The sequence below is a fragment of the Gilliamella sp. wkB112 genome (genome assembly GCF_001690685.1).
Lineage (GTDB): Bacteria > Pseudomonadota > Gammaproteobacteria > Enterobacterales > Orbaceae > Gilliamella > Gilliamella apicola_J.
Genome location: NZ_LZGL01000009.1, coordinates 325,486 through 349,304 on the forward strand (window position 1 = coordinate 325,486; position 23,819 = coordinate 349,304).

Here is a 23,819-nt window from a genome sequence, read left to right on the forward strand (position 1 = left end):
ATTAGTGATTTTGGTTATATGAAGAATTTTATAAAAATTAATTAGCTTTACAGTGAGTACTCATGTCTTTGTTAATAAACAACATTACTTATCTCAGGCTAGTAAGTAAAATAATAAATTACATAGCCTGAAATCAGTAAACAAGGTCCAAAAGGAATAATGGTTAATGATTGTCGTTTTAACACATAGTTCAAATACCAGTAATTGAATATGCCGATTAATGATGCAAATACCAATAATAATGGTAACCTTTCATAAGGTAGCCAAGCTCCAAATGCAGCTAATAATTTTATATCTCCCATTCCTAAGCCATTTTTTTTAGTAATTAAATAAAATAGTGATGCCGGAATTTTTAGTAATAGGTATCCCAACAAAATACTGGTTAATGCCGACTTTATAGTAATACCTGATACTTCAAAATAGGCACATATCAACCCTAGCCACATTAATGGTTGGGTAAAAAAATCAGGTAACAAATAATAATTAAAATCAATTAATGCTAACAATATAAAATAACCAGCAAAAGTCATTAAGATTATACTTTGATTATTAATACCTTTATCTACAAAAATTAACGTAAATAATATACCCATCGATAATTCTAAAATGAAGTATTGATAAGCAATGCGAGCATGACAGTAATAACAATGCCAATTTAGAATCAACCAAGAAATAACAGGAATTAACTGCCATGGAGCTAACTTAGTTCGACAATGGGGACAAGAAGAACATTCAATCGTAATAGCCAACATATACTGTAGAAATGTTTGTGAGGGTGAAAATCGGTAGTAAGCAACGTTGATAAAGCTACCAAGACAAAATCCTAAACTAGCAATTACAATTATCATTAATGGATCACATCGCCAAGTTGTAAAATTGGTAAATACATCGCCAAAATTAGTCCTCCAATAATTAATGTTAAAATCAGCATTAAAATTGGTTCAAAAGCTTGCGATAAATTATCGGTTAACCCTTGGTTTTTTTCTTGATAATAATTAGCCAATCTAGATAACATCAAATCTAATGTTCCTGATTCTTCACCGGATCTAATCAATTGGCTACATAAAGCAGGGAAAAATATTTGTCGATTCAAAACATAACTAAAACTATGCCCATGTTCGATTTTGCTGATCATCTGGTTAATTTTAGTTTGATAATGACTATTGTAGGCAGTATTTGCAGCTGCAATTAAACCAGTAAGTAAAGGAATACCTGCTTGTTGGGTAATGGACAGAGTTTGGAAAATCTGGGCCAAACAATTGGTTTGAATAATTTTACCAAACAGAGGGAGTTTTATTAACCAATAATCAATTTTAGCCCGGTAACGTAATTTTAAATACCGCTGATAAATTAAATATCCCAACAAACTAATTACTAATAAGATTAACCAATTTCTTTGCAAATAATCTGAAAAATCCATCAAGTATTGAGTAAAAATAGGTAATTGGGCATCAAAATCTCGATATATATCCGAAAATTTTGGTAATACAAATAATAACATCACCAACATCACAATAATAGAAACTGATAATAAAAAAACTGGATAACGTAGAGCCTTTTTGATACGTTTATATAGTTGGATTGATTTTTCCAACTGGATAGCTAATTGCTCAAAACTTTCATCAAGCAGACCTGTTAATTCCCCGGTAGCAATAATTTCACAATAAAGCATTGGGAAGATTGTTTGGTGTTGCAATAGCACTTGCGACAAAGGTTCTCCAGTACTGATTTGGCGTTCAATTTCCACTAGTAAATATTGCCAGTGTGGTTGCGGATGTTCGTCAGCAACTAGATGTAAACTATCAACTATCGACAATCCAGCCTTTAACATGGTAGCTAATTGCCGGGTAACAATTAATAATTCAGAACGATTAAAACTGTGGGCACTAATGCGCTTGCCTGACTTGATCCTAATTGCAATATTACCTTGTAATAATATTTGCCTTTTAGCATCTTGTGGTGAGGTTGCTATTATTTTATGTTGAGTAAAATTGGCATCATACCAATAATAAAGCCTTTTCATAATAAATCACCTAATACCCTCTGTAATTCAGCAAACGAAGTAATACCTTGTTTGACTAAATTTCTGCCAGTATTTTGTAATGTAATCATATTGATCGGAGTAATTATTTGATGATTAGTTATTTGCTGCTGAATTGCAGGTGTGATAACTAAAAATTCATATAAACCAACTCTACCTTGATAACCACCAATACAATGGTTACAGCCCATAGCAATGAAATGTGGTACCAATTGTTGATCAAGCATTATGAGTTCACTCGCTACAGCTTTACAGTGTGAACATAGTTTACGTACTAACCGTTGAGCGATTACTAATTTTAAACTTGAGGCCAATAAATAATTTTCAATCCCCATCTGATTTAATCGTGTGATTGCTTCAATACTTGAGTTAGTATGTAAAGTAGATAAAACTAAATGACCAGTTTGTGCTGCTTGAATAGCGATTTCAGCAGTTTCTTTGTCACGAATCTCACCTATCATCATTATATCCGGATCTTGCCTTAAAAAGGCTCGCAATATTACAGCAAAGGTTAAGCCAGCTTTTAGGTTAACTGGAGTTTGGTTAATACCTTCTAAAGGAATTTCAATTGGATCTTCCACACTACAAATATTGCGTTCAGTTTGATTTAGTATTTTTAATCCACTATACAAGGTAATCGTTTTACCACTCCCTGTTGGTCCGGTCACCAAAATCAAACCCTGTGGATTATTTAGGATTTTATAGAAAATAGCCAAATGTTGCTCGGTTAATCCTAAATCTTCAATGGTAAGTTTGTTTTGATAACTATCCATAACTCTCAACACAATTTTTTCACCATTGAGCACTGGTAATGTAGCGATACGCATTGCATAATGATCAATGATTAATTGACCATCTTGTGGTAATCGTTGTTCGGCAATATTTAGCTTTGCCATAATTTTTAAACGAGCTGCAATTTGTTTGGCTAATGTAAGTGGTGGTGCCAACATGTCTTGTAAAACTCCATCGATACGCATACGAATGCGGTAACTGTGTTGATAAGGTTCAAAGTGAATATCTGAGGCACGTTTTACTAATGCATCAAGCAATATCTTATCAATACTATCAACGAGTTGATCTTCTTGCATATATCAACCTTTGTTATTTCAATATTATTTAATTAGAATTTAAAAATATCTTCACAAACACTAGTTAAACTTGCATCAACAGGAGATGTTACACAAGTACGACTCCAATCTAAATTACCATCAGTCGCATTTACTGTTGGTGTTAAAGTCGTGGTTAATCCTACTAAGGCATTACGACCAACTAAAGTAATTACACCACTGGTTACTGTAACTGAAGTAACATAGTTAGTTGATTTAGATGTAGGTATACCATAACTGCCGTTATTGCAATTGGTAAGCACACCTTGTTCAATTGCACAAATTTCAATAGCGGTTTTATAAGACGTCATAGTTTGTAACATATCGGTCATAGCAGCTTTTTTTACATATCCTTGATAGGCAGGTAAACCAATAGCTGTCAAAATGGCGATCACGATAATAGCTATCATAAGTTCAAATAAAGTAAATCCAGATTGTGTAGTCATATATTTTCTCGATAAATTAGGTTAACTAAAGCAACACAAGTAGCTTTATAGCAAAAGCAAAAAATGGAATAATGTTAGCATTGGAAAAACTGGAAAGTGGGTTATAAAAGTTTTTGGCTATCTCACTAAAGTTTGTACATAATTGTGCAATATGTCGCAGATATACATAGATTAAGCAAATAAATTGCTAAAATGAGTCGGAGTTAGCATGTCATTTAAAATTATTAATGGTTGGTTACAAAACGTAAAACAGGTTATTTCACCTTTTTATAATGAACGCCCTCAAGATCAACCTATTTCGTTACTAGTGATCCACAACATTAGTTTACCGCCGAATCAATATGGTGGACCTTATGTGGAACAATTATTTACTGGTAAACTTGATCCAAACGCTGACCCTTATTTTGCTACCATTTACCAACTACAAGTATCAAGCCATCTTTTCATTCGTCGTGATGGTGAAATAATTCAATTTGTGCCTTTTGATAAGCGTGCTTGGCATGCAGGTAAGTCTCAATTTAATGGTCAAGAAAATTGTAATGATTTTTCCATTGGTATAGAGTTAGAAGGATGTGATACCGAAGATTTTACCGAATTACAATATCAACAATTAGCAACCATAACCTTGTTACTACAACAGTATTATCCTATTGTTAATATTACTGGCCATAGTGATATTGCACCTCAACGCAAAACAGATCCTGGCCCTTGCTTTGATTGGCAGTACTATAACCAATTAATTAACCAAAAAAAACAAACTAATTTAATTTTTTTACAACTTAAGCAAATCGAAGATGAAATGCAAAGAATCAAGTTATGGCAAATGACGCCACCTCATGCCGATGCCTTCTTAAGTAAAGAACCCTTTGCTATTGATACCATGGAAGCTAATGAATGGCTACAATGGATCTTTATTCCCCGAATGCGAGCATTAATTGATGCTAGTGCTAATTTACCTCAAGGGTTTGCTTTGCATCCTTATTTTGAAGAGGCTTTCAAAGAACAACACTATGAAATTGATCGATTGTTACAATTAATTAAACAATTGGATGATTTATCCGCAATTAATGATTAAAGTCAATAAACCATGTTGTAAAGAGGTTTCAGGTCAGCTATGTGTTTAAATATAAAAACTTAATACTAAGGTTATTTATTGTGCAAATGAATCATATGCGTTAAATTTGATAGAAATCAAAATTATTAGATATTTTTGATAAAAATAAACATATCGAAATGATTATCAATTAAATTATTTCTTAAATTTTAAATATCATTATTTTTTAAGTGTTTAAATATTGATAAATTTATTTATAATAAGTCTGAGTTTGAATATTTAGTAATAAAAAATGACTAAAAACTATACCATTATAACAATTTTAGCGGGAAGGCCATTCTAATGGATTAGTTGGCTTTCTTGCTATTTCTTTATATTTTTTTATGATTGTAGAAAAATAGCTTCATTTATTATAACCAATCTCGTATCTTTATGGGTTTTCTAGTTGAAAAAAATTGTTAGTTCTAACCTGATAGCAAATTAAACTCTCGATAACACATGAACCACTGCAATTGAAAATAAAAACTCCCTTAATATAGTTATATCAAAGAACCATAAAATCTTGTTCAATCCTTGTTATAACTAACACTTCCATTAATCTTTTCGTCATTCTATATAAATAAATTAGTTCATGAGTTAACAAATATTTATATATGATAATTGGTGTCGGTGATAAATTAACAATAAACCATCTTGAGCCAGTATTGAAAGCACCTAAATACATATTCAGTATGTTAAACCCAAATAGGCAAAGCAATGTGCATAAACTCTTTATAGAAATTTAAAAAACAGTTCAATAACATTGGTTAATTTAACTTTAAGTGCACAAAAAATTACCGCGTTCAGCCGCGCGGCAATTTATCTATTCACTGTATGATTTTTTATTTAGAATTTTTGCGATATTCATTAACAGCTTGTTGATGATTACTATAATTGGTTGAAAACGTATGCCCACCTGTACCATTAGCAACAAAAAATAGATAATTAGTTTTAGCCGGATGAGCAGCTGCTTCTAATGAAGCTAAACTTGGCATGGCTATCGGTGTTGGTGGTAGTCCATCAATAACATAAGTATTATATGGATTTTCGGTATCAGTTAAATCTGTGCGCCTGATAGTGCCTGTATAATTATCACCTAAACCATAAATAATAGTTGGATCAGTTTGTAATTTGATTTTAGCTTTTAAACGATTAACAAAAACTGAAGCCACGCTAGATCTTTCAGAACTTAGTCCGGTCTCTTTTTCAATAATCGAAGCAATAATTAACAATTCATATGGTGTTTTATAAGGAAGATCTTTGTCACGATTATCCCAAACTTTTTGTAGATTACTCTGCATGGTACGGTGAGCGCGTTTTAAGATATTTATATCGGAGGTATCGGCAGTATAAAGGTAAGTGTTTGGTGATAACCAACCTTCAATCGATCCTTCAATTCCTATTAATTTAGCTATTTCTTCATTTGATTTACCTTGTAATGTTTGCTGAACATAAGGGGTATTTTTAAGAACTTCTAACCAATCTTTAGCTCGTTTACCTTCAACAAATTGAATTGAAAAACTACTTTCTTTACCGGAGACTAACAATTGTAGAAAGTCTTCAACGGTCATGTGGGGTTGTAATTGATAAGTACCAGCTTTAATGGAACTTAATGACGGATCTAACCTATATAAATAAGGAAGTAAATAAGCTTTTTCCATTAAATTATTTTGCTTAATTTGTACAACTAACTGATTCAGTGAGGTGCCTTTTTTTAAGATAAACATCTGATTATCATCCGACACATGGATTGGTTGTTTAGAAAATTGATGCAGAAAATAATAACTGATACCTAGAGAACCTCCGACCACTATAGCAATCGGCAATAAAGCATATAAAAATAATTTTTTAATCATAACTATTTAATCTATATAATGGATTTTTGCGCGTTCCGTTAAGCGCGTTAACAACTCGTAAGCACTAATTCCTGTGTGCTTAGCGATCTCTTCAACAGTGAGGTCTTTCCCCCAGAATATAACTTCATCACCTGGTTTATCAATACTATCTTTGCCTAAATCAATCACTATCATATCCATAGAAACTCGACCCACAATTGGTACTCGCCGACCATTTATCAAAACTGGAGTATTTTCAGGAATACTTCTAGGATAACCATCACCATAACCCATTGCAACTACACCTAGCTTAGTATCCTTAGGACTGGTCCATGTTTGCCCATAACCTACTGATTCACCTTGTTTATGATCACGGACTACTATTAATTCTGATTTAAACGTCATTGCCGGTCTTAATTCTGCAACCGGTTGATCAAAAGGTGAAACTCCATAAATTGCAATGCCGGGGCGGATAGCATTACGATGTGACATAGGCCAAGCTAATGTACCGCCTGAAGCGGCAATAGAAATTTTACCTATCAATGATTTATCATCGATAGAATCTATAAACTTATCGAATAACTCAATTTGTTTTAATGTTTTATTAGAAGTAGCTTCATCTGCTGAACTAAAATGACTGATAATATTAATCGGTTTACGAACTGAAAAGCAATTAACTAACCGATTAAATGCGTTTTTAGCTTCATGCACATTAAAACCTAAGCGATGCATGCCAGTATCAACCTTAAACCAGGTAGTAATTTGATTATCAAAGGTTACTTTTTCTAAAGCCTCAATTTGCCATTGGCAGTGAATGACAGTTTGTATATTAAAATCAATCAAATCATCAATATTATCATGAGGGTAAAAACCTTCTAATAATACAATTGGTGTATTAATAGCACTTTGACGCAATAGCATTGCCTCTGAAAGACGTGCCACGCCAAAACAATCGACTTTAGCATGCAGTAACTGAGCTATACCTTTGATACCATGCGAATAGGCATTAGCTTTGATAATCGCAATAAGCGAACTATTGGGAGCTATTTTTCTTAAATATTCAATATTATGTAGAATTGCTTTACGTTCAATTTCTACCACAGCTATAGACATTTTCTTGGACTCTAATTTTTTATTAAATGACTATTGTAATTTTTGTTACCAATAATAACAAATATTTCTTTGTATTAGCTGTTCAATTTTTCCTGAATCTAACTCACTTAAATGTAACTATCCATACTATAAAAATGGTTTAAGATAACTAATTGAAAAAATTAATAATTATTATTTATACCAACTTATTAGCTTATTTTATTTACACCTCAAACGATAATGGTTATTATTTCGTTTTTAAAACTATAATAATTATCATTCAATGTGTAGCTAAAAATTATAGATACTAAACTAGGGAAGGATAATATCGACAATGAAATTGATGATTACTAAAAATTATATTACACCAACTTTATGCATTACTTTTTTTAACCTATTTTTTATGGCTAATGCTTTTGCTGACGAAAGAAAAAGCAATTATCATGATACGATTGTAGTTACCGCGGATCGTAATGAAAAAACGGTCTGGGATAGTTCTGTGTCGGTCAATGTTGTTAATCGAGATGAAATTGAAAAACAAAACGGTGATTCTATTGTTGAAAGTTTACGTGATATTCCCGGTGTAGAAATCACAGATAACTCTCTCGCTGGCCGAAAACAAATTATGATCCGTGGTGAAGCACCTTCACGTATTTTAATGTTAATTGATGGACAGGAAGTAACCTATCACCGTTCAGGACATGGTTCTAGTGCTGGTGTTTTGATTGATATGGAATCTGTTGAACGTATTGAAGTAATCAAAGGGCCTCATTCTGTACTTTATGGTTCTCAAGCCATTGGTGGTGTAGTGAATTTTATTACCCGTAAAGGTAGTAAAGATGGTTCACCTTTAAATGGAGATACTAAAGTCATTTATAATGGTTCAACTGATGGTTTTACTGAAATGGGTACAGTAAATGGTACTATCAATGATATCTTTGATTATCGTATAAGTGGTACCTACGCTGAAAATAAGGATCGTAAAGCTTATCGAGGAAAACTTCACGATACAGATTTTGATAACAATAGTGTGAGTTCATGGTTTGGTTTTAATCTTGATAAACATAAAATTGGATTATCTTTAGATCGTTATAAGCTTGATACTAAAACCTATAATGAAAAAGATCCTAATTCACCTGAAATCAAAGATTTTTATGTTAAAATACCAAAGTTACAACGTGAAAAAGTAGGTTTATTCTATGATTATGATGCTGATGGAGTTTTTTTGAAAAAGCTACATTATGATGCTTACGCCCAAAAGTTGAATCGTAAATTTAGAAATCATATTGAAGTATCACCAAATCCTAGAATGAATGTTGATACTAAAACAGCTACTGATGATGAACAAAAAACCTATGGCATGACATTCCAATCAGATTTCGAACCTGCTAAAAATATGAAATTAATTACCGGGATTCAATACCAACAAGATAATGTTGACCAAGATTCGCATAATAGAGTAGTCTCAAAAATGCCTATGCCGGTTGCTAGTTATACCCAAAATAAATATTTGTCCAATAAATGGCAACAATCAAGTATTTCATTATTTGGGCAAAACGATTGGGCTATTACAGATGATATTGCTTGGAATCTAGGTATTCGGCAATATTGGATACAATCCAAACTAAAAAATGGTTCAACATTAATCAATAAAAAACCTGTTATAGGACGACCGACTTCAACATACAAAATTGACGGTAAAAAGAAAGATAGTGATAATAATTTCGTGGTTTCTTCTGGTCTAACTTATTCCGGAATTAAGAATACTCAACTTAGAGCTTCATTTGCGCAAGGATATGTGTACCCTACTCTTGCTCATCTTTATGCTGTAACCTCAGCTGCAAATCAGACACTTTATGGGAACTCCAAACTCAAAGCTGAAAAATCGAATAACTACGAAATTGGATTACGTTATAACAATAATAAATGGTTAGTTGATACTGCTATTTATTATTCTGCAGCTAAAAACTATATTACTGATACAAGTTGTAATGGTTCAGCTGTTTGTGATGGAGCTTCCGGTCGGAATTTTAGTTATTATCATAATGCTAATAAAGCTAACACCTATGGTTTAGAATTTATGGCGGAATACTTAGACTTACCAGTAACACCTTACGTTAAAGGTAATTACCTACGTCGTCAGATTAAGACTAATGAATATAACACTTATGACACAGGTAATCCTCGTTTTGCAGGGAATGTTGGTGTAAGGCATACGGCCTATTTTGACAAAATAGACATTGATTCCGATCTATTTATGCGGGTTGCCACCAAAGCAACCAAAAAAAGTGATGGTTCGGCATATCATTACAGCGGGTGGTCAACACTGAATTTATCTACTTCCACTTCATTTGGGCCGCAACGTCAGTATAAAATTGGGCTTGACCTAAATAATATACTTAATAAAGATTACACCACTGCTTATGAAACTATTCCGTCAGCGAAGTTCCATGCCATAGTTAGTGCAAGTATGAAGTTCTAGAGGTTTAGTACGATAGCCTTATTATTAACTTTATTGTAATTTACAATATTATTAACTGATTGTAAGTTACAATAAAGCTCCATTCAGGTACCTCCGCAATATAATTTTCTACTTACGTATAATATTCTTATAAATATGCTTAAGCACCATAACCGGATGATAAATTATCATTCTTGGTCCCGAAAAACGCATTACTTGTTTTATTTGTTGCTTATAATCCTTGCGATAACAGTGTTTAGGGCAGCGTTCACACGTAGTTTTTTCCTCACCAAAACGGCACATAGTCAATCGCTGCATGGCGTATTGTAATAAATCACTACATTCATCACACAATTGGTTATTAAAGGGGTGATGATTTTTATGGCAATATAAATAGATCATTGCTCGCACGGTAGCCTTTTCTTGTTCTATTTGGGGACCAATATTATTTGCAACCATAATAACAACACGTCAAGTTAGAAAATGCTAAAATAAAACACATATGACTATCTTCACAAGGAATAACACCGATGGCAAGAACTATTAATAAAGATACCACTGTTTGTATGTCACTATCCGCGCGCCCAAGTAATTTTGGTACCCGCTTTCATAATTATTTGTATGAAAAGCTAAATCTTAATTATATCTATAAAGCGTTTACAACCAATAATTTGAAAGATGCTATTTATGGTATTAAAGCTTTAGCTATTCGTGGTTGTGCCATTTCTATGCCTTATAAAGAAGCCTGTATTGAATTTATTGATGAGTTAGACTCATCAGTTAAATCTATTCATTCTGTTAATACTATCGTTAATACTAATCACTATTTAAAAGCCTACAATACTGATTATATTGCTGTAGCTAAACTGATTGGGTCCAATAAAATAAATACCAATACTACTTTTGTATTAAAAGGTAGTGGTGGTATGGCAAATGCAGTTATTGGTGCTTTTTATGATGCTGGATTTAAAAATGGTATTGTAGCCGCTCGTAATCAACAAAAAGGGGAAGCTTTAGCTAAACGCTATAACTATAAATGGGTAAAAGATGAAAAAGATATTGAGCCAGACCAAGCGCAATTAATTATTAATGTTACTCCTATTGGTATGCTTGGTGGAAATGAAGTTCAAGAATTAGCCTTTCCTGAAGCAATGATAAAACAAGCCAATATTGTTTTTGATGTGGTAGCCATGCCAATTGAAACACCAATGATTCAGTATGCTAGAGATTTAAGTAAAACAGTTATTTCTGGTGCCGATGTAGCGGTATTACAAGCTGTTGAACAATTTGTTTTATATACGGGTATAAGACCTGATGATGAATTAATTAAACAAGCAGCTAATTTTGCTAGAAAAAATTAGTTTTTAATAACAGGATATAACGCAGGATGGTCTACTAACTAGACCATCCTTTCAATATTATTATTAACTAAAACATATTGTTACAATTTGTTGATGTAATTTTTCTGGAGCTACAAGTGATGACCCTTTTTCAAAGACATTGACTGACGTACCATCTGTACGTGTATATTTCAGTCCACATTCTTCGGCAATAATTTTAGCAGCAGCAATATCCCACGGGTGAACCATCATATGGATGAATGCTCCGGCTCGCCCGACAGCAATATGCACTATTTCCAATGCCGCCGATCCATAACGACGATGTCCTCGTGACTGTTGAATTAAATCAACCACCCTTGGATACGAAATAATTTCTTTAATATCACATATAATAACTTGATCATCCAACAATAAATCAGAATTAACTTGAGGAATTTTTTTGTCCTTAATATACGCACCTTCACCAGTAATTGCATGATAAAGTTCATCTCGCATTACATCATACACAATACCAAACAAAGGTTGTCCATTGTGGTATAAAGCTAAACTTATTACAAAATCTCTTCCTGTAGTAACTAAATTTGTAGTGCCATCAATAGGATCAAGTATCCAAATATAACCATCAGAATCATTAACAAAATCACCTTCTTCTCCAAGAAGACGATGATCTTTAATAAGACTAACTTTCTGTTTGAAAAAATCTTCAATCTCTCGATCAATATTTGTTACTAAATCATTAATATGACTTTTAGTATTGATTGTAATTTTTTCACTCAAGCGAATTTTTATAATTTCACCTGCATTAAGAACCCAATCTTTACCATAATTAAGCCATTCCAATCTAATTGAATCCATTTTATTTATCCTTAGCTTTTAATTGCATAGTCAGTTCTCTATCTTTACGAATATTTTTTTCCTCCAACACTGCTACTATTGCAAGAAAAATAACTGATAAAACCGCTGAAATATATAAAACATTGAATGAAGCAGACCAGCCATGTAAATTAATACCAAAAAATGTAAGTCCGTCTTTACTTGGATCGGCTATTCTTGAAATCAGAATCTTCGCCATAGAATCACCGAAGATATAGCCAAATGTTCCAGGAATCGCATTAATAACAACAGTAGCATCTTTAGGAGCAAAACCAATAATTGAAATACCGATCAATGTAACAGGACCAAAAATAAAAAATCCTTCAAAAAATAATGCGCCATAAACAACTGCAGGTATGGTCGAAAAATTATAAGCTAATAAAGGTAAAATAACTAATAATGCACAAATACAAGCAACTAATGCTCGTCGCCCATTTAATTTATCTGAAATATACCCCCATGACATTGAACCTAAAAAACCACCCATTTCCAAAAATGTTAGAGTCCAAGCAGCTTGGGCGGCTGTAAAATTCATCGCTTGAAAAGTGTACAAAGGAGCCCAATTATCAACACCAATTCGAATCATATAAACAAAAAGATTTGCTAAGCATAAAAACCATACAGCTGGGTTTTTTAATACATATTTTACTAAAATCTGCTTTTTGGTCATGTTTAAGGATTCTACATCCTTTGCTGCAATCGGTTCATCAAATATTTCTTCGGGTTTATTCCAACCCAACTCTGAAGGATCATCTTTCCCAAAAAATAATCCCCATACTCCTATGATTACAGCGATTATCACTGGAAATATAAACATTCCAGCAACATTACCATCAAAAAAGTAATTTGCCCCCCACAATGCTAAAATTCCAGATAAAGCACCCCCAATGTTATGAGATACATTCCACCAACCAATAAATCGCCCCCTCAATCTTCTTGGTGTCCATCTATTCATTGTTGAGTTTGAACATGGACCGCCTGGAGATTGACATAATCCATTAATTGACCAAAATAAAATTAAAAAACCAATTACATGACTTTCAGCCGCTAAAAAAAGACCAATACATAATGATGCAAAACACGAACAAAGCAATAATGAAGATAATACTTTTTTGGTGTTTTTTCCATCAATAAAATAACCTAAAATAACTCGACCAAGCCCATAAGCAATTGAAAATCCGACCCCAATATTACCAAGATCAGTCGTCGTAAATCCATAGTCTTTTAACAATGGTTGAGCTGCTTTAAAATTATACCTTAATAAATACATTCCAGAATAGACAATACATAGAACTAAATAAGGTTTTAAAAACTCCTTTAACCATTGTTTTCTTTGTAAAGCTATTGGAACATCTTTAACTTTAATAGATTTAATTTTATAAAAATCTACAACGCTTTGGAGAATACTCATTATTTTTCCTTTACAGTCGTGGATCATATGTAGAAATCCCTTAAAGGCAATTTCTACTAATTAATCATTAAGATAAAACAATTATTTTAAAAATAAAATAATTGAACGCGTGATCAAAAATAATTAAAAACCTATAAATATCCTTATTTAAATGATAAAAACTGGCATAAAAACTATACTAAAAATGATCACGTGACCAATATTACAATACAAATAAAAACATTTTTGTGATTGACATCAAAATAAAGGAATTAAGCTGATTTTCTAATAACTAAATTAACAGGAACAATACGATTTTCTTTTGTTCGATGATAGTTCTTCATTCTTTTTAGCAATAGTTCTACCGCGTGAAAGGCAAGTAATTCAGTATTTTGCTCAATAGTCGTTAACTGATAAGCCGCATAAGCAGTTGCAGGAATATTATCAAATCCAATAACTTTTACTTGTTTATCCAGATTATGAATTTTCAAATAATCAAGAGCCCCCATTGCTAATATATCTGTTGCGCAAAAAAGTGAATTTAATAAAGGTTGTTGTTTCAATAATTCTGCTATGCCATCCCATCCTGATTGATAATCATCTTTTAAGCAAAAAATTACTTGAGCCGACAATCGGTGCTGTGACAATATTTCTTGAAAAGCATCATACCTTTGCTTGGTACTAGAATTTTTTATACTTTGACCAATAAATCCAAACGAAGTTCCTCCTGAAGAAAGTAAATGTTCTACTGCTAATTTAGCTCCTTGGTAATTATCACAAATAATTTGATCTGCATTTTTTAGATCAGCACAACGGTTAATAAGAGCAACAGGTATTTCTTTTTTAACATATTCTTCAGCTAAATAAAGAGGTGGTGTTCCTGATGTCATAATAATCCCTGCAATATGATAACTAAGCAATTCTCGCAACGATAGATCTAACTGTTTAGGATCATCTGCATTAACTAAGATTGCAATAAAGCCTTTTAACGCTAATTGATGAACAATTGGAACCAATAATTTACTGCGAAAAGCATTTTCAAATCCCGAAGTTACAATACCAACAAAATTACTTCTACCTGTATTCATTGTTCTAGCAATGATATTAACTTGATAACCTAGTTCTTTAGCTGCAATCATCACTTTTTTTCTTTTTTCTTCAGAGACAGATGAACCTGAAGTGAATGCACGTGAGACTACGGCTCTCGAAACTCCTGCTGCTTGAGCAACATCTTGAGCTGTAATCCATTTTTTTTCTTTTTTGCCCATACGTTTCATTCTAATAAATAATTAATTATCTATACATAAAATACTATAATAATTTAAAAAGCATACAATATTTAACTAAATATAAAATAAAAATCTCTTCAAACAAAATAGATAGCAAGTATTTTCAAATAATAAATCACATCGTACTATGCAGTTTGTGATATACCGCTAACAATTTTTGGTGCATCCTAAATTGTTCAAGATTGTTATTGTTGCTGTTACCTTTTGCAGTTAAATCATCCAACCCTAAAAACTGTTTTTGTGCTGTTGCATACTGCCACATTTCATTAACACATGCAGTTCCATACATTTTGTTAAATGCGTCTTGGTAATTGGTAAATTGTTTACTACCACGTTCAATAATAAAATTAACTAACGTTTGTAAACAACGATATGCATGATTACGTTCTGGTGTAAAAATGGATTCATTCATTTCAACCGTCCAATCGATCCACAATTTTGCTTGTTTTAAATCTTTCCCTGCAAGCGCTAGCATGGCTTTTAATTCACCAATACGTAATGTTAACCACGCATTATCTTTGCCAGTTGCTATACCGAGTAGTTCACGAACGCGTGCAAAGTCATCCAAACCATCATCATCTAACTGTTCAATTATGCTTAAATACTGTTTAGCGGAACGTTTTTTATATGGCAGCGATAATATAAGTTCACGTAAATGTATTGCCATGTTGTTATTGGCAATTAATAGATCTTCTGGCAGATAGATTTCAGACATGCCTACTGCTAAAATTCGACAAGCATAAACACCTAAGTGTTCATAATCCATAATTAATACTTCAGTTTTGTTGTGCGCGAATATCGCCATTAAGTTAGCAAATTCTTGTTCAGTTGTACCCGAAAAATCCCAATCAACAAAGTCATAATCGTTCTTTTCGCTAAATAGATCCCATGAAATTAAACCACTTGAATCAATAAAATGTGTTTCTAAATTACTGAGATCAGCAACATCATCATTATCAAAACTTGGTGGTGAAAATACATCAAGATCTTTCAAACTTCGACCTTGTAATAATTCGGTAACCGTTCGTTCAAGAGCTACTCCAAAATTAGGGTGTGCGCCAAATGATGCATAGCTTGTACCATTTTGTGGGTTGAATAAAACCACACAAATAACAGGGAATTGCCCCCCCAAAGAAGCATCAAAACAATAAATCGGGAATCCTTCACTTTCAAGTGCTTTAATAGCAGACCGTACAGCCGGATAGCGATTAAGAACATTGGGCGGAATGGTCGGTAAACTAATTGCTTCAGCAATTATTTTATTTTTGGTGTAACGCTCAAAGATTTCTGACAATGCTTGTACTCGTGCCTCATTACTTGTATTACCTGCCGACATACCATTTGAGGCGTACAGATTAGCAATCAAATTAACTGGAATATAAATGGTTTTTTGATCAGATTGTTGTACGAAGGGTAATGCACAAATTCCCCGTTCATTATTACTTGATTGCAGATCAATTAAATCAGTTGCACATAATTCTTTATTTGAGTCATAAAATTTTAGTAATTTTTTAGACAGTAATCCTTTAGGTATTGAGTTATCTTTCGGAATAGCAAACCATTTTTCTGTAGGGTAATGAACAAAATTAGCATTAGCAACATCCTTACCTAAATAAAAATCGGCAAAGAAATAATTAGTAGATAATCGTTCAAAATATTCGCCTAGAGCTGATGCTAAAGCAGCCTTTTTACTGGCACCTTTACCATTGGCAAAACAAAGTGGACAGATAGTATTTTGAATATGTACCGACCATACATTAGGCACTGGATTTAACCATGATGCTTCTTTTACGTCTAATTTATACTTGGCTAACTGGAATTGAAAGTAATTTATTGAATCTTCAAGTGCGGCATCTTTGCCAAGAATATATGTTTTCATATCAAATCTCAAAAAAATTGTATATTATGTAGCGTCTTTTAACCGTGAAGTTATTCGTTTTTGAATGTATTCACTTTTGTTTTAAAAACAATTAAATAACCTTAAAATTTATTAATAGGAATGTAAAATGAAAAACAATATTAACTTAAAAGATATTTCATTTAAGGACTTTTTCTTTTTTAACAAATTATTAACACCTGTATTTATCACTATTATTTTTTGGGTTGCTATAGCTGTAATTATAGTTAGCGGGTTATCCATTATCTTGAGTAGCTTGACATTGTTCAAATATAACGCCTCTATGGGTATGATTGCTTTCTTTGGCGGAATATTTACCATCATTGGTGGACTCGTTTCAACCCGTATTGTATTTGAAATCATTTGCGTCTTATTTAATATCAATCGTAATATTGAAAAATTAGCATCAGAATCAACAGATACAAAAGAAGCAATTAATAATAACACTGATAATCAATAATAACTCATTATTTGTTGTTTAATTAATATTGATAGCTAAAACAATTAAGTGGGAATTTACTCCCACTTTTAAAATTATTCCGTATTTTCTGGTTTACTTTAACTGTAAGTTAATTCATTCAGAGACCATCTTGGCTTAACATTGATAGCCAATTCTGTTGATGTTTGCTTTTTTAGATGGATCATTCCTGCATAAGCAATCATAGCCCCATTATCAGTACAAAATTCTAATCTCGGGTAATAAACCTGCCCTTTTCGCTGTTTCATTAATTCAGCTAATTGATTACGCAATGTTATATTGGCACTAACACCACCTGCAATAACTAAGCGTTTAAATCTGGTTTGTTCAAGTGCTCGGCGCGATTTAATTACTAAAGTATCAACTAGTGCATCTTCAAACGCTCTAGCTATGTCGGCTTTAGTTTGGGGATCAATACCGTTATTTGATGTATTTTGATGGATTATGTTAGCCGCCGCGGTTTTAAGTCCGGAAAAGCTAAAATCTAATCCTGGACGATCGGTCATAGGTCGAGGGAAATGGAACCGCGAAGCATTACCTTGCTGAGCTAATTTAGAAAGTTTCGCTCCACCAGGATAATCAAGTCCAAGTAATTTAGCTGTTTTATCAAAAGCTTCACCTGCCGCATCATCAATTGATTCACCAATTAATTGATATTGACCAATTCCTGTGACACTAATTAGCTGTGTATGCCCACCAGAAACAAGTAGGGCAACAAAGGGAAATTCAGGTGGATTATCCTCCAACATTGGAGCCAATAAATGACCTTCCATGTGATGTACAGCTATTGCTGGCACATTCCAAGCATAAGCAAGTGAACGTCCAACTGAAGCACCTACCATTAATGCTCCAATTAATCCCGGACCAGCCGTATAAGCTACACCGTCAATATCTGTAGAAGTCAAATGCGCTTCTTTTAATGCGGCTTGAATTAATGGTACTGTTTTACGAATATGATCGCGTGAAGCCAATTCCGGAACTACACCACCATAATCAGCATGTAATTTAATTTGTGAGTATAGCTGGTTAGCTATTAAGCCATTTTGGTCATCATATATAGCAATACCAGTTTCATCACAAGATGTTTCAATGCCTAATACTTTCATTAATGTCTACCTGCTAAGTCTATAAGCTCATCTTCACTCCAAAGGTCTTGTTCGCTTATATCTTTGTCTGGTATACGATGTTCTTCACTCGCCCAATCACCTAAATCAATAAGTTGACAGCGTTTACTGCAAAACGGACGGTATGGGCTTTTTTCTGACCATTCAATCTCAGTTTGACAAGTTGGACATTTAACCATTGTAATAGTATGTTTATTCATGATTACCCTTTTTTATTGCTCCTACTTTATTAACAACATGCTAATTCAAATTCAATGGAATCAAGATTAATATTATCACTGGTGTCAAGTGGTAAAAAACGGATACTATAACGGGACATATGCCCGGATACTTGCGGATACACGTTTTTGTCTAACGGTACCCGAATACGGATAAGATTAACGTCACCATTAGTTTCTTGAAAAAAATTATTTGTATAGATAAAAGCTTTAAATTCACCTAACTGCCTGATTAATTGCAAACATGCCGTTAATGATTCATCAAGTAAGGATAAATGTTGTAACCAATTTTGTACTTGTTGATCTCTTTTTTCTTGTGATTGCTTAAGCCATAAATGAAATGAAGGCAAATCAAAACTACAACAACCACCAGGAATCATCAGCCGTTGTCGAATTGCAGTAATAAAACGATCATCCTTTAAACATTGTCCAAGTCTTAAAGTGGAATTGTATTTTGTGATAAATGAATCAAGTTCGTTAATTAGATTATTTAATAACTCTTGATCTACACCATCAATATTCATCCACGATAGAAGTTTTTGTTTTTGTGATTCAAGTTCTTTGACCAAATCACCTTTAACATCATTACGTTCAATAATTTCTAATAATTCAGACAATGCATGAAAAAACAATAAGGCATTATTTTGATTAAAGTGACAATGCATTTTTAATTGCTTCAATAAAAATTCGATACGTAACCAAGTACGTGTCTTTTCATTTAGAGGATGTTCAAAAACAATCTTACTCATACTAATCCATTCTTATGTTTGTTATTATTAATATACTGGTGATGTAACTTATTTACTTGTTCAGCTAATGATTTCAAATCCCCATTATTGTTGATAATATCATCAGCATGTAAGAGCCGTTTTGAAGAAGATATTTGTGACTGTATCATCTTTAGGGCTAATGTTTTATCAATATTGTCCCTTTGAATTAGACGTTTTAACTGTAACTCTACTGGTGAATCAATCATTAATACTCGATCTGCAAGGTGATGTAAATTATTTTCTATCAATAAAGGTACCACCCAAATTACATAATCAGTAGCCTGTTGCATTGCTATTTGATGTTGTGTTTCTTGTTGAATAATAGGATGTAATAAGCTATTTAACCATAACCTTTCATGATCATTATTAAAAATAATCTCGCGTAATTGTGAACGATCTAGTTCACCATTAGGTAATAAAATTTCTTGGCTAAAATGTTTAATGATTAGATTAAACGCAGGCGTACCTGATTGTACTACTTGACGGGCAATAACATCTGCATCAATAATTGGCACACCTAACTTCGCAAAAAGGTTCGCGATAGTACTTTTACCACTGGCAATTCCACCGCTAAGTGCGACAACATATGGCATGAGAAAATTTCCAATCAGATCTAACTTCTTTAATAGTATATCATACTATTATATATGATTATATATCTTGAAATCAGGTTATTAAGCCACTAAAAAACTCACTATTTAAGCTCAATAGCATAAAATTAATACAAATTAATTAATATTAAATTACCCTTTTTGTAACCTAATAAAAATATGATGTATTTTGTTATTTATCATAAAGAATAGATAAAAAAACAATAAGCCTAAAGTGATTTTTTGATATTTTATTATTTGAATAATATTAGATATATATGGTGCTTATCTAAGCTTATTGGGACTTAACTTTGAAAATAAATCAACAAAACAGTTGGTTTTATAAAATTAGCTGTATATAATCACATGTATCTGTATATAAACACAGGACAGCAATTATGAGACCTTTAACTGAACGCCAACAACAGATTTATGATCTAATAAAAGATAATATTCAAACAACAGGGATGCCCCCTACTCGAGCTGAAATAGCAAAAAAATTAGGATTCCGTTCTGCTAATGCGGCTGAAGAACATTTAAAAGCATTAGCTAAAAAAGGTGCAATTGAAATGATTGCTGGTTCTTCAAGAGGGCTTCGTCTATTGCTTGAAAATACTAATGATCAAAATGATTATGAAGGTATTCCACTCATTGGGCAAGTTGCTGCTGGTTCCCCTATTCTGGCTCAAGAACATATTGAAAGCTACTATCAAGTAGATCCTTCACTGTTTAGACCCCATGCAGACTTTCTATTAAGAGTTAAAGGGATGTCAATGAAAGATATTGGTATTTTAGATGGAGATTTGTTGGCTGTACATAAAACTCAAGATGTCAAAAATGGGCAAGTTGTAGTAGCTCGAATTGATGACGAAGTAACTGTGAAAAGGTTATCTCAAAAAGGTAAGCATGTACATTTATTAGCTGAGAATGAAGAGTTTTCCCCAATCAAAGTTGATCTAGAACAACAAAGTTTTGCTATCGAAGGTATTGCTGTTGGTATTATTCGTAATGGGGCATGGATGTAATTTAAAAGTTAGTATAAAATAACCAATAATTATTAGCTAGGAGAAAATAATATGTGGCTATTCTGGTTATTCGAATTTTTAGGCTTTATTGCCGTCCTCTTACTTATTTTTGCTTATTGCCGTTTCCGTGGAGAAAGATTCTGGTCGTTTATTTGGAAATATTTAAAATGGGTTGCTTTAGCTATTGTGATTGTATGGATATTGATTGCCATTCTTTGTCGTAACGATCTATACAATGCTACTCACTGTTATTTCCGTGGGGTAAGCATGCACTCTAATACTAAGTATTCTATCTATTTAAGTGAATGCCAAATTGAAACTCGCAGTGGTAGTTATGTACCAATTGATAGAACAAGAGCCTTACCTGGTTCTAAAGATCATGATTCTGATAATCAACACGATGACAATAATAACGATAATGACGGTGATGAGCTTTTACCAGAATAATTAATTTCGCAATCTAGATCAGGTAATTAGATTTTTTTAATTCCCTGATCTATTTAGTTTGGTATTCTAGATTATTCTCATTCTTTACTAGTTGTTCTTCACATTTGCAACTCGCACATAAGCTAAAAAATAATTTTCCAATTTTTTGAACCCCCAAATCAATATAAAACTTACACACAAATAAATGACTGCAGCAATACCAAAAGCATGAAAAGGTTGGTAAGTTTCAGCATAGATATCTTGTGCAATTTTCATTAAGTCAGGCACAGTTGCTGTAAACGCTAATGCTGTTGAATGCAACATAAAAATAACTTCATTACTATAGGCCGGCAAGGCTATACGAAAAGCTCTTGGTAAAATAATATGTCGATATAATTGAAAACGGTTAAAACCTAAGGCAGTTGCAGCTTCAATTTCACCATTTGGCACATTACGAATCGCACCGGCAAAAAATTCTGTAGTGTAGGCACAAGTATTTAAGGTAAAAGCTAGTATTGTACAATTTAAACCATTACGAAAAAATTCGTCTAAAATATAGTTTTCTTTTACTACACTTAAAGTATAAATACCAGTATAGATAATTAACAGTTGTACATATAGGGGGGTACCACGGAAAACATAAGTATACAGCCAAATTGGAAATTTAATAAATCTATTTTGTGAATTACGCCCAATGGCTAATAACAAAGATAAAGCTCCACCAATTGTTACACACAATATCAAAATCCAAAGTGTAATAGCTACTCCGGTAATATTATAACCATCAGTCCATAGCAAAGCTTGCCAATATTCTTGAAGTATTTCTATCATTGCAATTATCTTTCTTATAGTTTTGCTTTAGTAATACCGATCGAGTAATGTTTCTCGAACCATAATAAAACAATATTCGAAATCGTAGTAAAAAACAGATAGAACGCACCAGCAATTAATGCAAAAAAAAGTGGAGCGTAGGTTGCTTCCCCAACTATTTTGGTAGCTCTAACCAAATCTGATAAACCTAATAATGATACTAAAGCGGTAGCTTTTAATACCACTAACCAATTATTAGTAATGCCTGGAAGTGCAAATCGCATCATCAATGGGAACATAACATAACGAAAAACTTGTGCTTTACTTAAACCAAGAGCAAAAGCTGCCTCTAATGTCGTTTTTGGTACTGCTAAATAAGCCCCACGAAAAGTTTCTGTAAAATAAGCACCATAAATAAAACCTAAAGTAATAATGCCCGCTATTAATGGATTGATTTCAATAAAACCAATACTAAAAAAATCAGTAATACTATTAAGTAGCAATTGTAAACCATAAAAAATTAATAGCATTAACACTAAGTCAGGCACACCACGAATTAGTGACGTATAAGCCTGACAAAGTAGCGCAGTAGGTTTAAAGTTAGACAATTTACCAATGGCACAAATTATACCTAGTATCATTGCCAATACTAATGAGGCAATTGCCAAGCTGATAGTAATTAATGCACCATGACAAATTAATGGAATATAACCTTGCATTGATTATTCATTACTATTATAGATATTAAATTCAAAATATTTGTCGTTGATCTTTTTGTAAGTACCATCGGCTAATATTTCTGCTAACGCTTTATTAAAGGCTTCACGAAGTTCATTGTCACCTTTACGAAATCCTAGCCCAGTGCCAACACCAAAATATTTTTTATCAGTTAAAGCTGCTCCAGCAAAAGCAAAATCTTTACCTTGCGGTTGTTTTAGAAAAGACTCACTAGCGGTTACTTCATCCTGTAAAACTGCATCTAAACGCCCAGCAATTAAATCAGAAAAAACTTGTAATTGATTTTGATAAGGTACAATAATAACACCATTTGGTCGCCAAACTTCATTAACAAAATATTCTTGGGTAGTACCTTGTTCAACACCAACACGTTTTCCTTTCAATGATTCCACTGTTGGCAATAAATTGGCATCATTTTTAGCTACTAGTCGCGAATTTACCGCAAAAGTAGGATCAGAAAATGCAATTTGCTTTTCACGTTTTTCAGTAATAGAAAATGATGAAGAAATCATATCAATTTTACGTGATAACAGGGAAGGAACTAAGGCATTAAAATCAGTTGTAGCAAAATTACATTTAATATTAATTTTGTCACAAAGCGCCTGAGTTAGCTCAATATTAAATCCGGTAATTTGACCATTAGCATCAATATAATCAAATGGAGCATAAGAAGTATCAGAACCTATCTTTATCGATTCAGGTAATTGGGCTTGTCCAACGAAAGGTAACCATAATAAATTAATAACAAATAATGATTTTAATAGTTTTTTCATAATT

24 protein-coding genes and 1 pseudogene are annotated in these 23,819 nt (G+C 32.7%); 7 read left to right on the forward strand and 18 right to left on the reverse strand.

Annotated elements, in window-relative coordinates; translation table 11 throughout:
* Positions 1–98 precede the first annotated feature (98 nt).
* The 4 genes from A9G12_RS03905 to ppdD are packed head-to-tail and all read right to left on the reverse strand — an operon-like array spanning position 99 to position 3,593.
* Positions 99–848, reverse strand: a complete 750-nt coding sequence (locus tag A9G12_RS03905; protein WP_065564548.1) for a prepilin peptidase — start codon at positions 846–848, stop codon at positions 99–101.
* Positions 848–2,023 carry a protein transport protein HofC gene (hofC, locus tag A9G12_RS03910; RefSeq protein WP_081299645.1) on the reverse strand — a complete coding sequence of 392 codons (1,176 nt, stop codon included), beginning with the start codon at positions 2,021–2,023 and terminating at the stop codon, positions 848–850. The genes A9G12_RS03905 and hofC overlap by 1 nt, the downstream gene beginning before the upstream one ends.
* Positions 2,020–3,129, reverse strand: a complete 1,110-nt coding sequence (locus A9G12_RS03915; protein WP_065564549.1) for a GspE/PulE family protein — start codon at positions 3,127–3,129, stop codon at positions 2,020–2,022. Before A9G12_RS03915 ends, hofC begins: the two co-directional genes overlap by 4 nt.
* Positions 3,130–3,161: 32 nt before the next feature.
* Positions 3,162–3,593 carry a prepilin peptidase-dependent pilin gene (gene ppdD / locus A9G12_RS03920; protein WP_065564550.1) on the reverse strand — a complete coding sequence of 144 codons (432 nt, stop codon included), beginning with the start codon at positions 3,591–3,593 and terminating at the stop codon, positions 3,162–3,164.
* A 208-nt stretch (positions 3,594–3,801) separates the two neighbouring features.
* On the opposite strand from ppdD, the pseudogene ampD reads away from it, so the two are divergent.
* Both ampD and A9G12_RS12625 read left to right on the forward strand, forming a co-directional pair.
* Positions 3,802–4,347 (forward strand): annotated as a pseudogene (gene ampD, locus A9G12_RS12620) (1,6-anhydro-N-acetylmuramyl-L-alanine amidase AmpD); the annotation flags it as partial.
* A gap of 12 nt (positions 4,348–4,359) precedes the next feature.
* Complete coding sequence (locus tag A9G12_RS12625; protein ID WP_442903468.1) at positions 4,360–4,668, forward strand: YqcC family protein; 309 nt, start codon at positions 4,360–4,362, stop codon at positions 4,666–4,668.
* Between the two features lie 860 nt (positions 4,669–5,528).
* Here A9G12_RS12625 and mltG read toward each other — a convergent pair.
* Both mltG and alr read right to left on the reverse strand, forming a co-directional pair.
* Entirely contained in the window at positions 5,529–6,542 is a 1,014-nt protein-coding gene (gene mltG, locus A9G12_RS03930; protein WP_141674105.1) for an endolytic transglycosylase MltG, read from the reverse strand.
* Between the two features lie 6 nt (positions 6,543–6,548).
* Positions 6,549–7,634: an alanine racemase gene (gene alr / locus A9G12_RS03935; protein WP_065564553.1), complete on the reverse strand. Its 1,086-nt coding sequence runs from the start codon at positions 7,632–7,634 to the stop codon at positions 6,549–6,551.
* A 313-nt stretch (positions 7,635–7,947) separates the two neighbouring features.
* Between alr and A9G12_RS03940 the strand changes: the two genes are divergently transcribed.
* The gene (locus A9G12_RS03940) at positions 7,948–10,095 is read left to right on the forward strand and encodes a TonB-dependent receptor (RefSeq protein ID WP_081299646.1); all 2,148 of its coding nucleotides are present in this window, start codon (positions 7,948–7,950) and stop codon (positions 10,093–10,095) included.
* Positions 10,096–10,203: 108 nt separating this feature from the next.
* Here A9G12_RS03940 and A9G12_RS03945 read toward each other — a convergent pair whose 3' ends face one another.
* Positions 10,204–10,533: a nitrous oxide-stimulated promoter family protein gene (locus A9G12_RS03945; RefSeq protein WP_065564554.1), complete on the reverse strand. Its 330-nt coding sequence runs from the start codon at positions 10,531–10,533 to the stop codon at positions 10,204–10,206.
* A 71-nt stretch (positions 10,534–10,604) separates the two neighbouring features.
* On the opposite strand from A9G12_RS03945, the gene A9G12_RS03950 reads away from it, so the two are divergent.
* A complete protein-coding gene (locus A9G12_RS03950; RefSeq protein ID WP_065564555.1) occupies positions 10,605–11,435 on the forward strand; it encodes a shikimate 5-dehydrogenase in 831 nt (276 codons plus the stop codon).
* Positions 11,436–11,498: 63 nt separating this feature from the next.
* Here the strand turns inward: A9G12_RS03950 and A9G12_RS03955 are convergent, their stop codons facing one another.
* The 4 genes from A9G12_RS03955 to ycaO all read right to left on the reverse strand — a co-directional run bounded on the left by A9G12_RS03955 (position 11,499) and on the right by ycaO (position 16,845).
* Positions 11,499–12,269, reverse strand: coding sequence for an inositol monophosphatase family protein (locus A9G12_RS03955; protein WP_065564556.1), 771 nt, complete (start codon positions 12,267–12,269; stop codon positions 11,499–11,501).
* 1 nt (position 12,270) lies between these two features.
* Complete coding sequence (uhpT, locus tag A9G12_RS03960; protein ID WP_065564557.1) at positions 12,271–13,698, reverse strand: hexose-6-phosphate:phosphate antiporter; 1,428 nt, start codon at positions 13,696–13,698, stop codon at positions 12,271–12,273.
* A 251-nt stretch (positions 13,699–13,949) separates the two neighbouring features.
* Positions 13,950–14,945, reverse strand: coding sequence for a LacI family DNA-binding transcriptional regulator (locus tag A9G12_RS03965; RefSeq protein ID WP_065564558.1), 996 nt, complete (start codon positions 14,943–14,945; stop codon positions 13,950–13,952).
* A 136-nt stretch (positions 14,946–15,081) separates the two neighbouring features.
* Positions 15,082–16,845, reverse strand: a complete 1,764-nt coding sequence (gene ycaO, locus A9G12_RS03970) for a 30S ribosomal protein S12 methylthiotransferase accessory factor YcaO (protein WP_065564559.1) — start codon at positions 16,843–16,845, stop codon at positions 15,082–15,084.
* Positions 16,846–16,972: 127 nt separating this feature from the next.
* Between ycaO and A9G12_RS03975 the strand changes: the two genes are divergently transcribed.
* Entirely contained in the window at positions 16,973–17,323 is a 351-nt protein-coding gene (locus tag A9G12_RS03975; RefSeq protein ID WP_065564560.1) for a DUF4282 domain-containing protein, read from the forward strand.
* Positions 17,324–17,421: 98 nt separating this feature from the next.
* On the opposite strand, the gene tsaD is transcribed toward A9G12_RS03975, so the two are convergent.
* Genes tsaD through coaE form a run of 4 tightly spaced genes read right to left on the reverse strand, consistent with a single transcriptional unit; the run spans position 17,422 to position 20,046 of the window.
* On the reverse strand, positions 17,422–18,447 hold the full coding sequence (tsaD, locus tag A9G12_RS03980) for a tRNA (adenosine(37)-N6)-threonylcarbamoyltransferase complex transferase subunit TsaD (protein WP_065564561.1): 1,026 nt from the start codon (positions 18,445–18,447) through the stop codon (positions 17,422–17,424).
* Complete coding sequence (gene yacG / locus A9G12_RS03985; RefSeq protein ID WP_335340408.1) at positions 18,447–18,644, reverse strand: DNA gyrase inhibitor YacG; 198 nt, start codon at positions 18,642–18,644, stop codon at positions 18,447–18,449. The genes tsaD and yacG overlap by 1 nt, the downstream gene beginning before the upstream one ends.
* A gap of 50 nt (positions 18,645–18,694) precedes the next feature.
* A complete protein-coding gene (zapD, locus tag A9G12_RS03990) occupies positions 18,695–19,432 on the reverse strand; it encodes a cell division protein ZapD (protein ID WP_065564563.1) in 738 nt (245 codons plus the stop codon).
* On the reverse strand, positions 19,429–20,046 hold the full coding sequence (coaE, locus tag A9G12_RS03995) for a dephospho-CoA kinase (protein ID WP_065564564.1): 618 nt from the start codon (positions 20,044–20,046) through the stop codon (positions 19,429–19,431). The genes zapD and coaE overlap by 4 nt, the downstream gene beginning before the upstream one ends.
* A gap of 395 nt (positions 20,047–20,441) precedes the next feature.
* Between coaE and lexA the strand changes: the two genes are divergently transcribed.
* The gene (lexA, locus tag A9G12_RS04000) at positions 20,442–21,068 is read left to right on the forward strand and encodes a transcriptional repressor LexA (protein ID WP_065564565.1); all 627 of its coding nucleotides are present in this window, start codon (positions 20,442–20,444) and stop codon (positions 21,066–21,068) included.
* A 51-nt stretch (positions 21,069–21,119) separates the two neighbouring features.
* Complete coding sequence (locus A9G12_RS04005; RefSeq protein ID WP_065564566.1) at positions 21,120–21,515, forward strand: hypothetical protein; 396 nt, start codon at positions 21,120–21,122, stop codon at positions 21,513–21,515.
* Between the two features lie 87 nt (positions 21,516–21,602).
* Here the strand turns inward: A9G12_RS04005 and A9G12_RS04010 are convergent, their stop codons facing one another.
* From A9G12_RS04010 to A9G12_RS04020, 3 genes are read right to left on the reverse strand one after another with little or no spacing between them, the layout of a single operon-like run.
* On the reverse strand, positions 21,603–22,325 hold the full coding sequence (locus A9G12_RS04010; protein ID WP_065564567.1) for an ABC transporter permease: 723 nt from the start codon (positions 22,323–22,325) through the stop codon (positions 21,603–21,605).
* A 14-nt stretch (positions 22,326–22,339) separates the two neighbouring features.
* Positions 22,340–23,023, reverse strand: coding sequence for an ABC transporter permease (locus A9G12_RS04015; RefSeq protein ID WP_065564568.1), 684 nt, complete (start codon positions 23,021–23,023; stop codon positions 22,340–22,342).
* Between the two features lie 3 nt (positions 23,024–23,026).
* On the reverse strand, positions 23,027–23,815 hold the full coding sequence (locus A9G12_RS04020; protein ID WP_065564569.1) for an ABC transporter substrate-binding protein: 789 nt from the start codon (positions 23,813–23,815) through the stop codon (positions 23,027–23,029).
* Positions 23,816–23,819: the final 4 nt, after the last annotated feature.

Excerpts from the sequence above, each read along its gene's own strand:
- mltG (WP_141674105.1), bottom strand. The coding sequence starts at position 6,542 with ATGATTAAAAAATTATTTTTATATGCTTTATTGCCGATTGCTATAGTG.
- A9G12_RS04015 (WP_065564568.1), bottom strand. The coding sequence starts at position 23,023 with ATGCAAGGTTATATTCCATTAATTTGTCATGGTGCATTAATTACTATC.
- yacG (WP_335340408.1), bottom strand. The coding sequence starts at position 18,644 with ATGGTTAAATGTCCAACTTGTCAAACTGAGATTGAATGGTCAGAAAAA.
- A9G12_RS04005 (WP_065564566.1), top strand. The coding sequence starts at position 21,120 with ATGTGGCTATTCTGGTTATTCGAATTTTTAGGCTTTATTGCCGTCCTC.
- coaE (WP_065564564.1), bottom strand. The coding sequence starts at position 20,046 with ATGCCATATGTTGTCGCACTTAGCGGTGGAATTGCCAGTGGTAAAAGT.
- zapD (WP_065564563.1), bottom strand. The coding sequence starts at position 19,432 with ATGAGTAAGATTGTTTTTGAACATCCTCTAAATGAAAAGACACGTACT.
- tsaD (WP_065564561.1), bottom strand. The coding sequence starts at position 18,447 with ATGAAAGTATTAGGCATTGAAACATCTTGTGATGAAACTGGTATTGCT.
- A9G12_RS03955 (WP_065564556.1), bottom strand. The coding sequence starts at position 12,269 with ATGGATTCAATTAGATTGGAATGGCTTAATTATGGTAAAGATTGGGTT.
- A9G12_RS04010 (WP_065564567.1), bottom strand. The coding sequence starts at position 22,325 with ATGATAGAAATACTTCAAGAATATTGGCAAGCTTTGCTATGGACTGAT.
- A9G12_RS03940 (WP_081299646.1), top strand. The coding sequence starts at position 7,948 with ATGAAATTGATGATTACTAAAAATTATATTACACCAACTTTATGCATT.
- A9G12_RS03975 (WP_065564560.1), top strand. The coding sequence starts at position 16,973 with ATGAAAAACAATATTAACTTAAAAGATATTTCATTTAAGGACTTTTTC.
- A9G12_RS03950 (WP_065564555.1), top strand. The coding sequence starts at position 10,605 with ATGGCAAGAACTATTAATAAAGATACCACTGTTTGTATGTCACTATCC.
- A9G12_RS03945 (WP_065564554.1), bottom strand. The coding sequence starts at position 10,533 with ATGGTTGCAAATAATATTGGTCCCCAAATAGAACAAGAAAAGGCTACC.
- lexA (WP_065564565.1), top strand. The coding sequence starts at position 20,442 with ATGAGACCTTTAACTGAACGCCAACAACAGATTTATGATCTAATAAAA.
- ppdD (WP_065564550.1), bottom strand. The coding sequence starts at position 3,593 with ATGACTACACAATCTGGATTTACTTTATTTGAACTTATGATAGCTATT.
- A9G12_RS03965 (WP_065564558.1), bottom strand. The coding sequence starts at position 14,945 with ATGGGCAAAAAAGAAAAAAAATGGATTACAGCTCAAGATGTTGCTCAA.
- alr (WP_065564553.1), bottom strand. The coding sequence starts at position 7,634 with ATGTCTATAGCTGTGGTAGAAATTGAACGTAAAGCAATTCTACATAAT.
- ycaO (WP_065564559.1), bottom strand. The coding sequence starts at position 16,845 with ATGAAAACATATATTCTTGGCAAAGATGCCGCACTTGAAGATTCAATA.
- uhpT (WP_065564557.1), bottom strand. The coding sequence starts at position 13,698 with ATGAGTATTCTCCAAAGCGTTGTAGATTTTTATAAAATTAAATCTATT.
- A9G12_RS04020 (WP_065564569.1), bottom strand. The coding sequence starts at position 23,815 with ATGAAAAAACTATTAAAATCATTATTTGTTATTAATTTATTATGGTTA.
- A9G12_RS03915 (WP_065564549.1), bottom strand. The coding sequence starts at position 3,129 with ATGCAAGAAGATCAACTCGTTGATAGTATTGATAAGATATTGCTTGAT.
- hofC (WP_081299645.1), bottom strand. The coding sequence starts at position 2,023 with ATGAAAAGGCTTTATTATTGGTATGATGCCAATTTTACTCAACATAAA.
- A9G12_RS03905 (WP_065564548.1), bottom strand. The coding sequence starts at position 848 with ATGATAATTGTAATTGCTAGTTTAGGATTTTGTCTTGGTAGCTTTATC.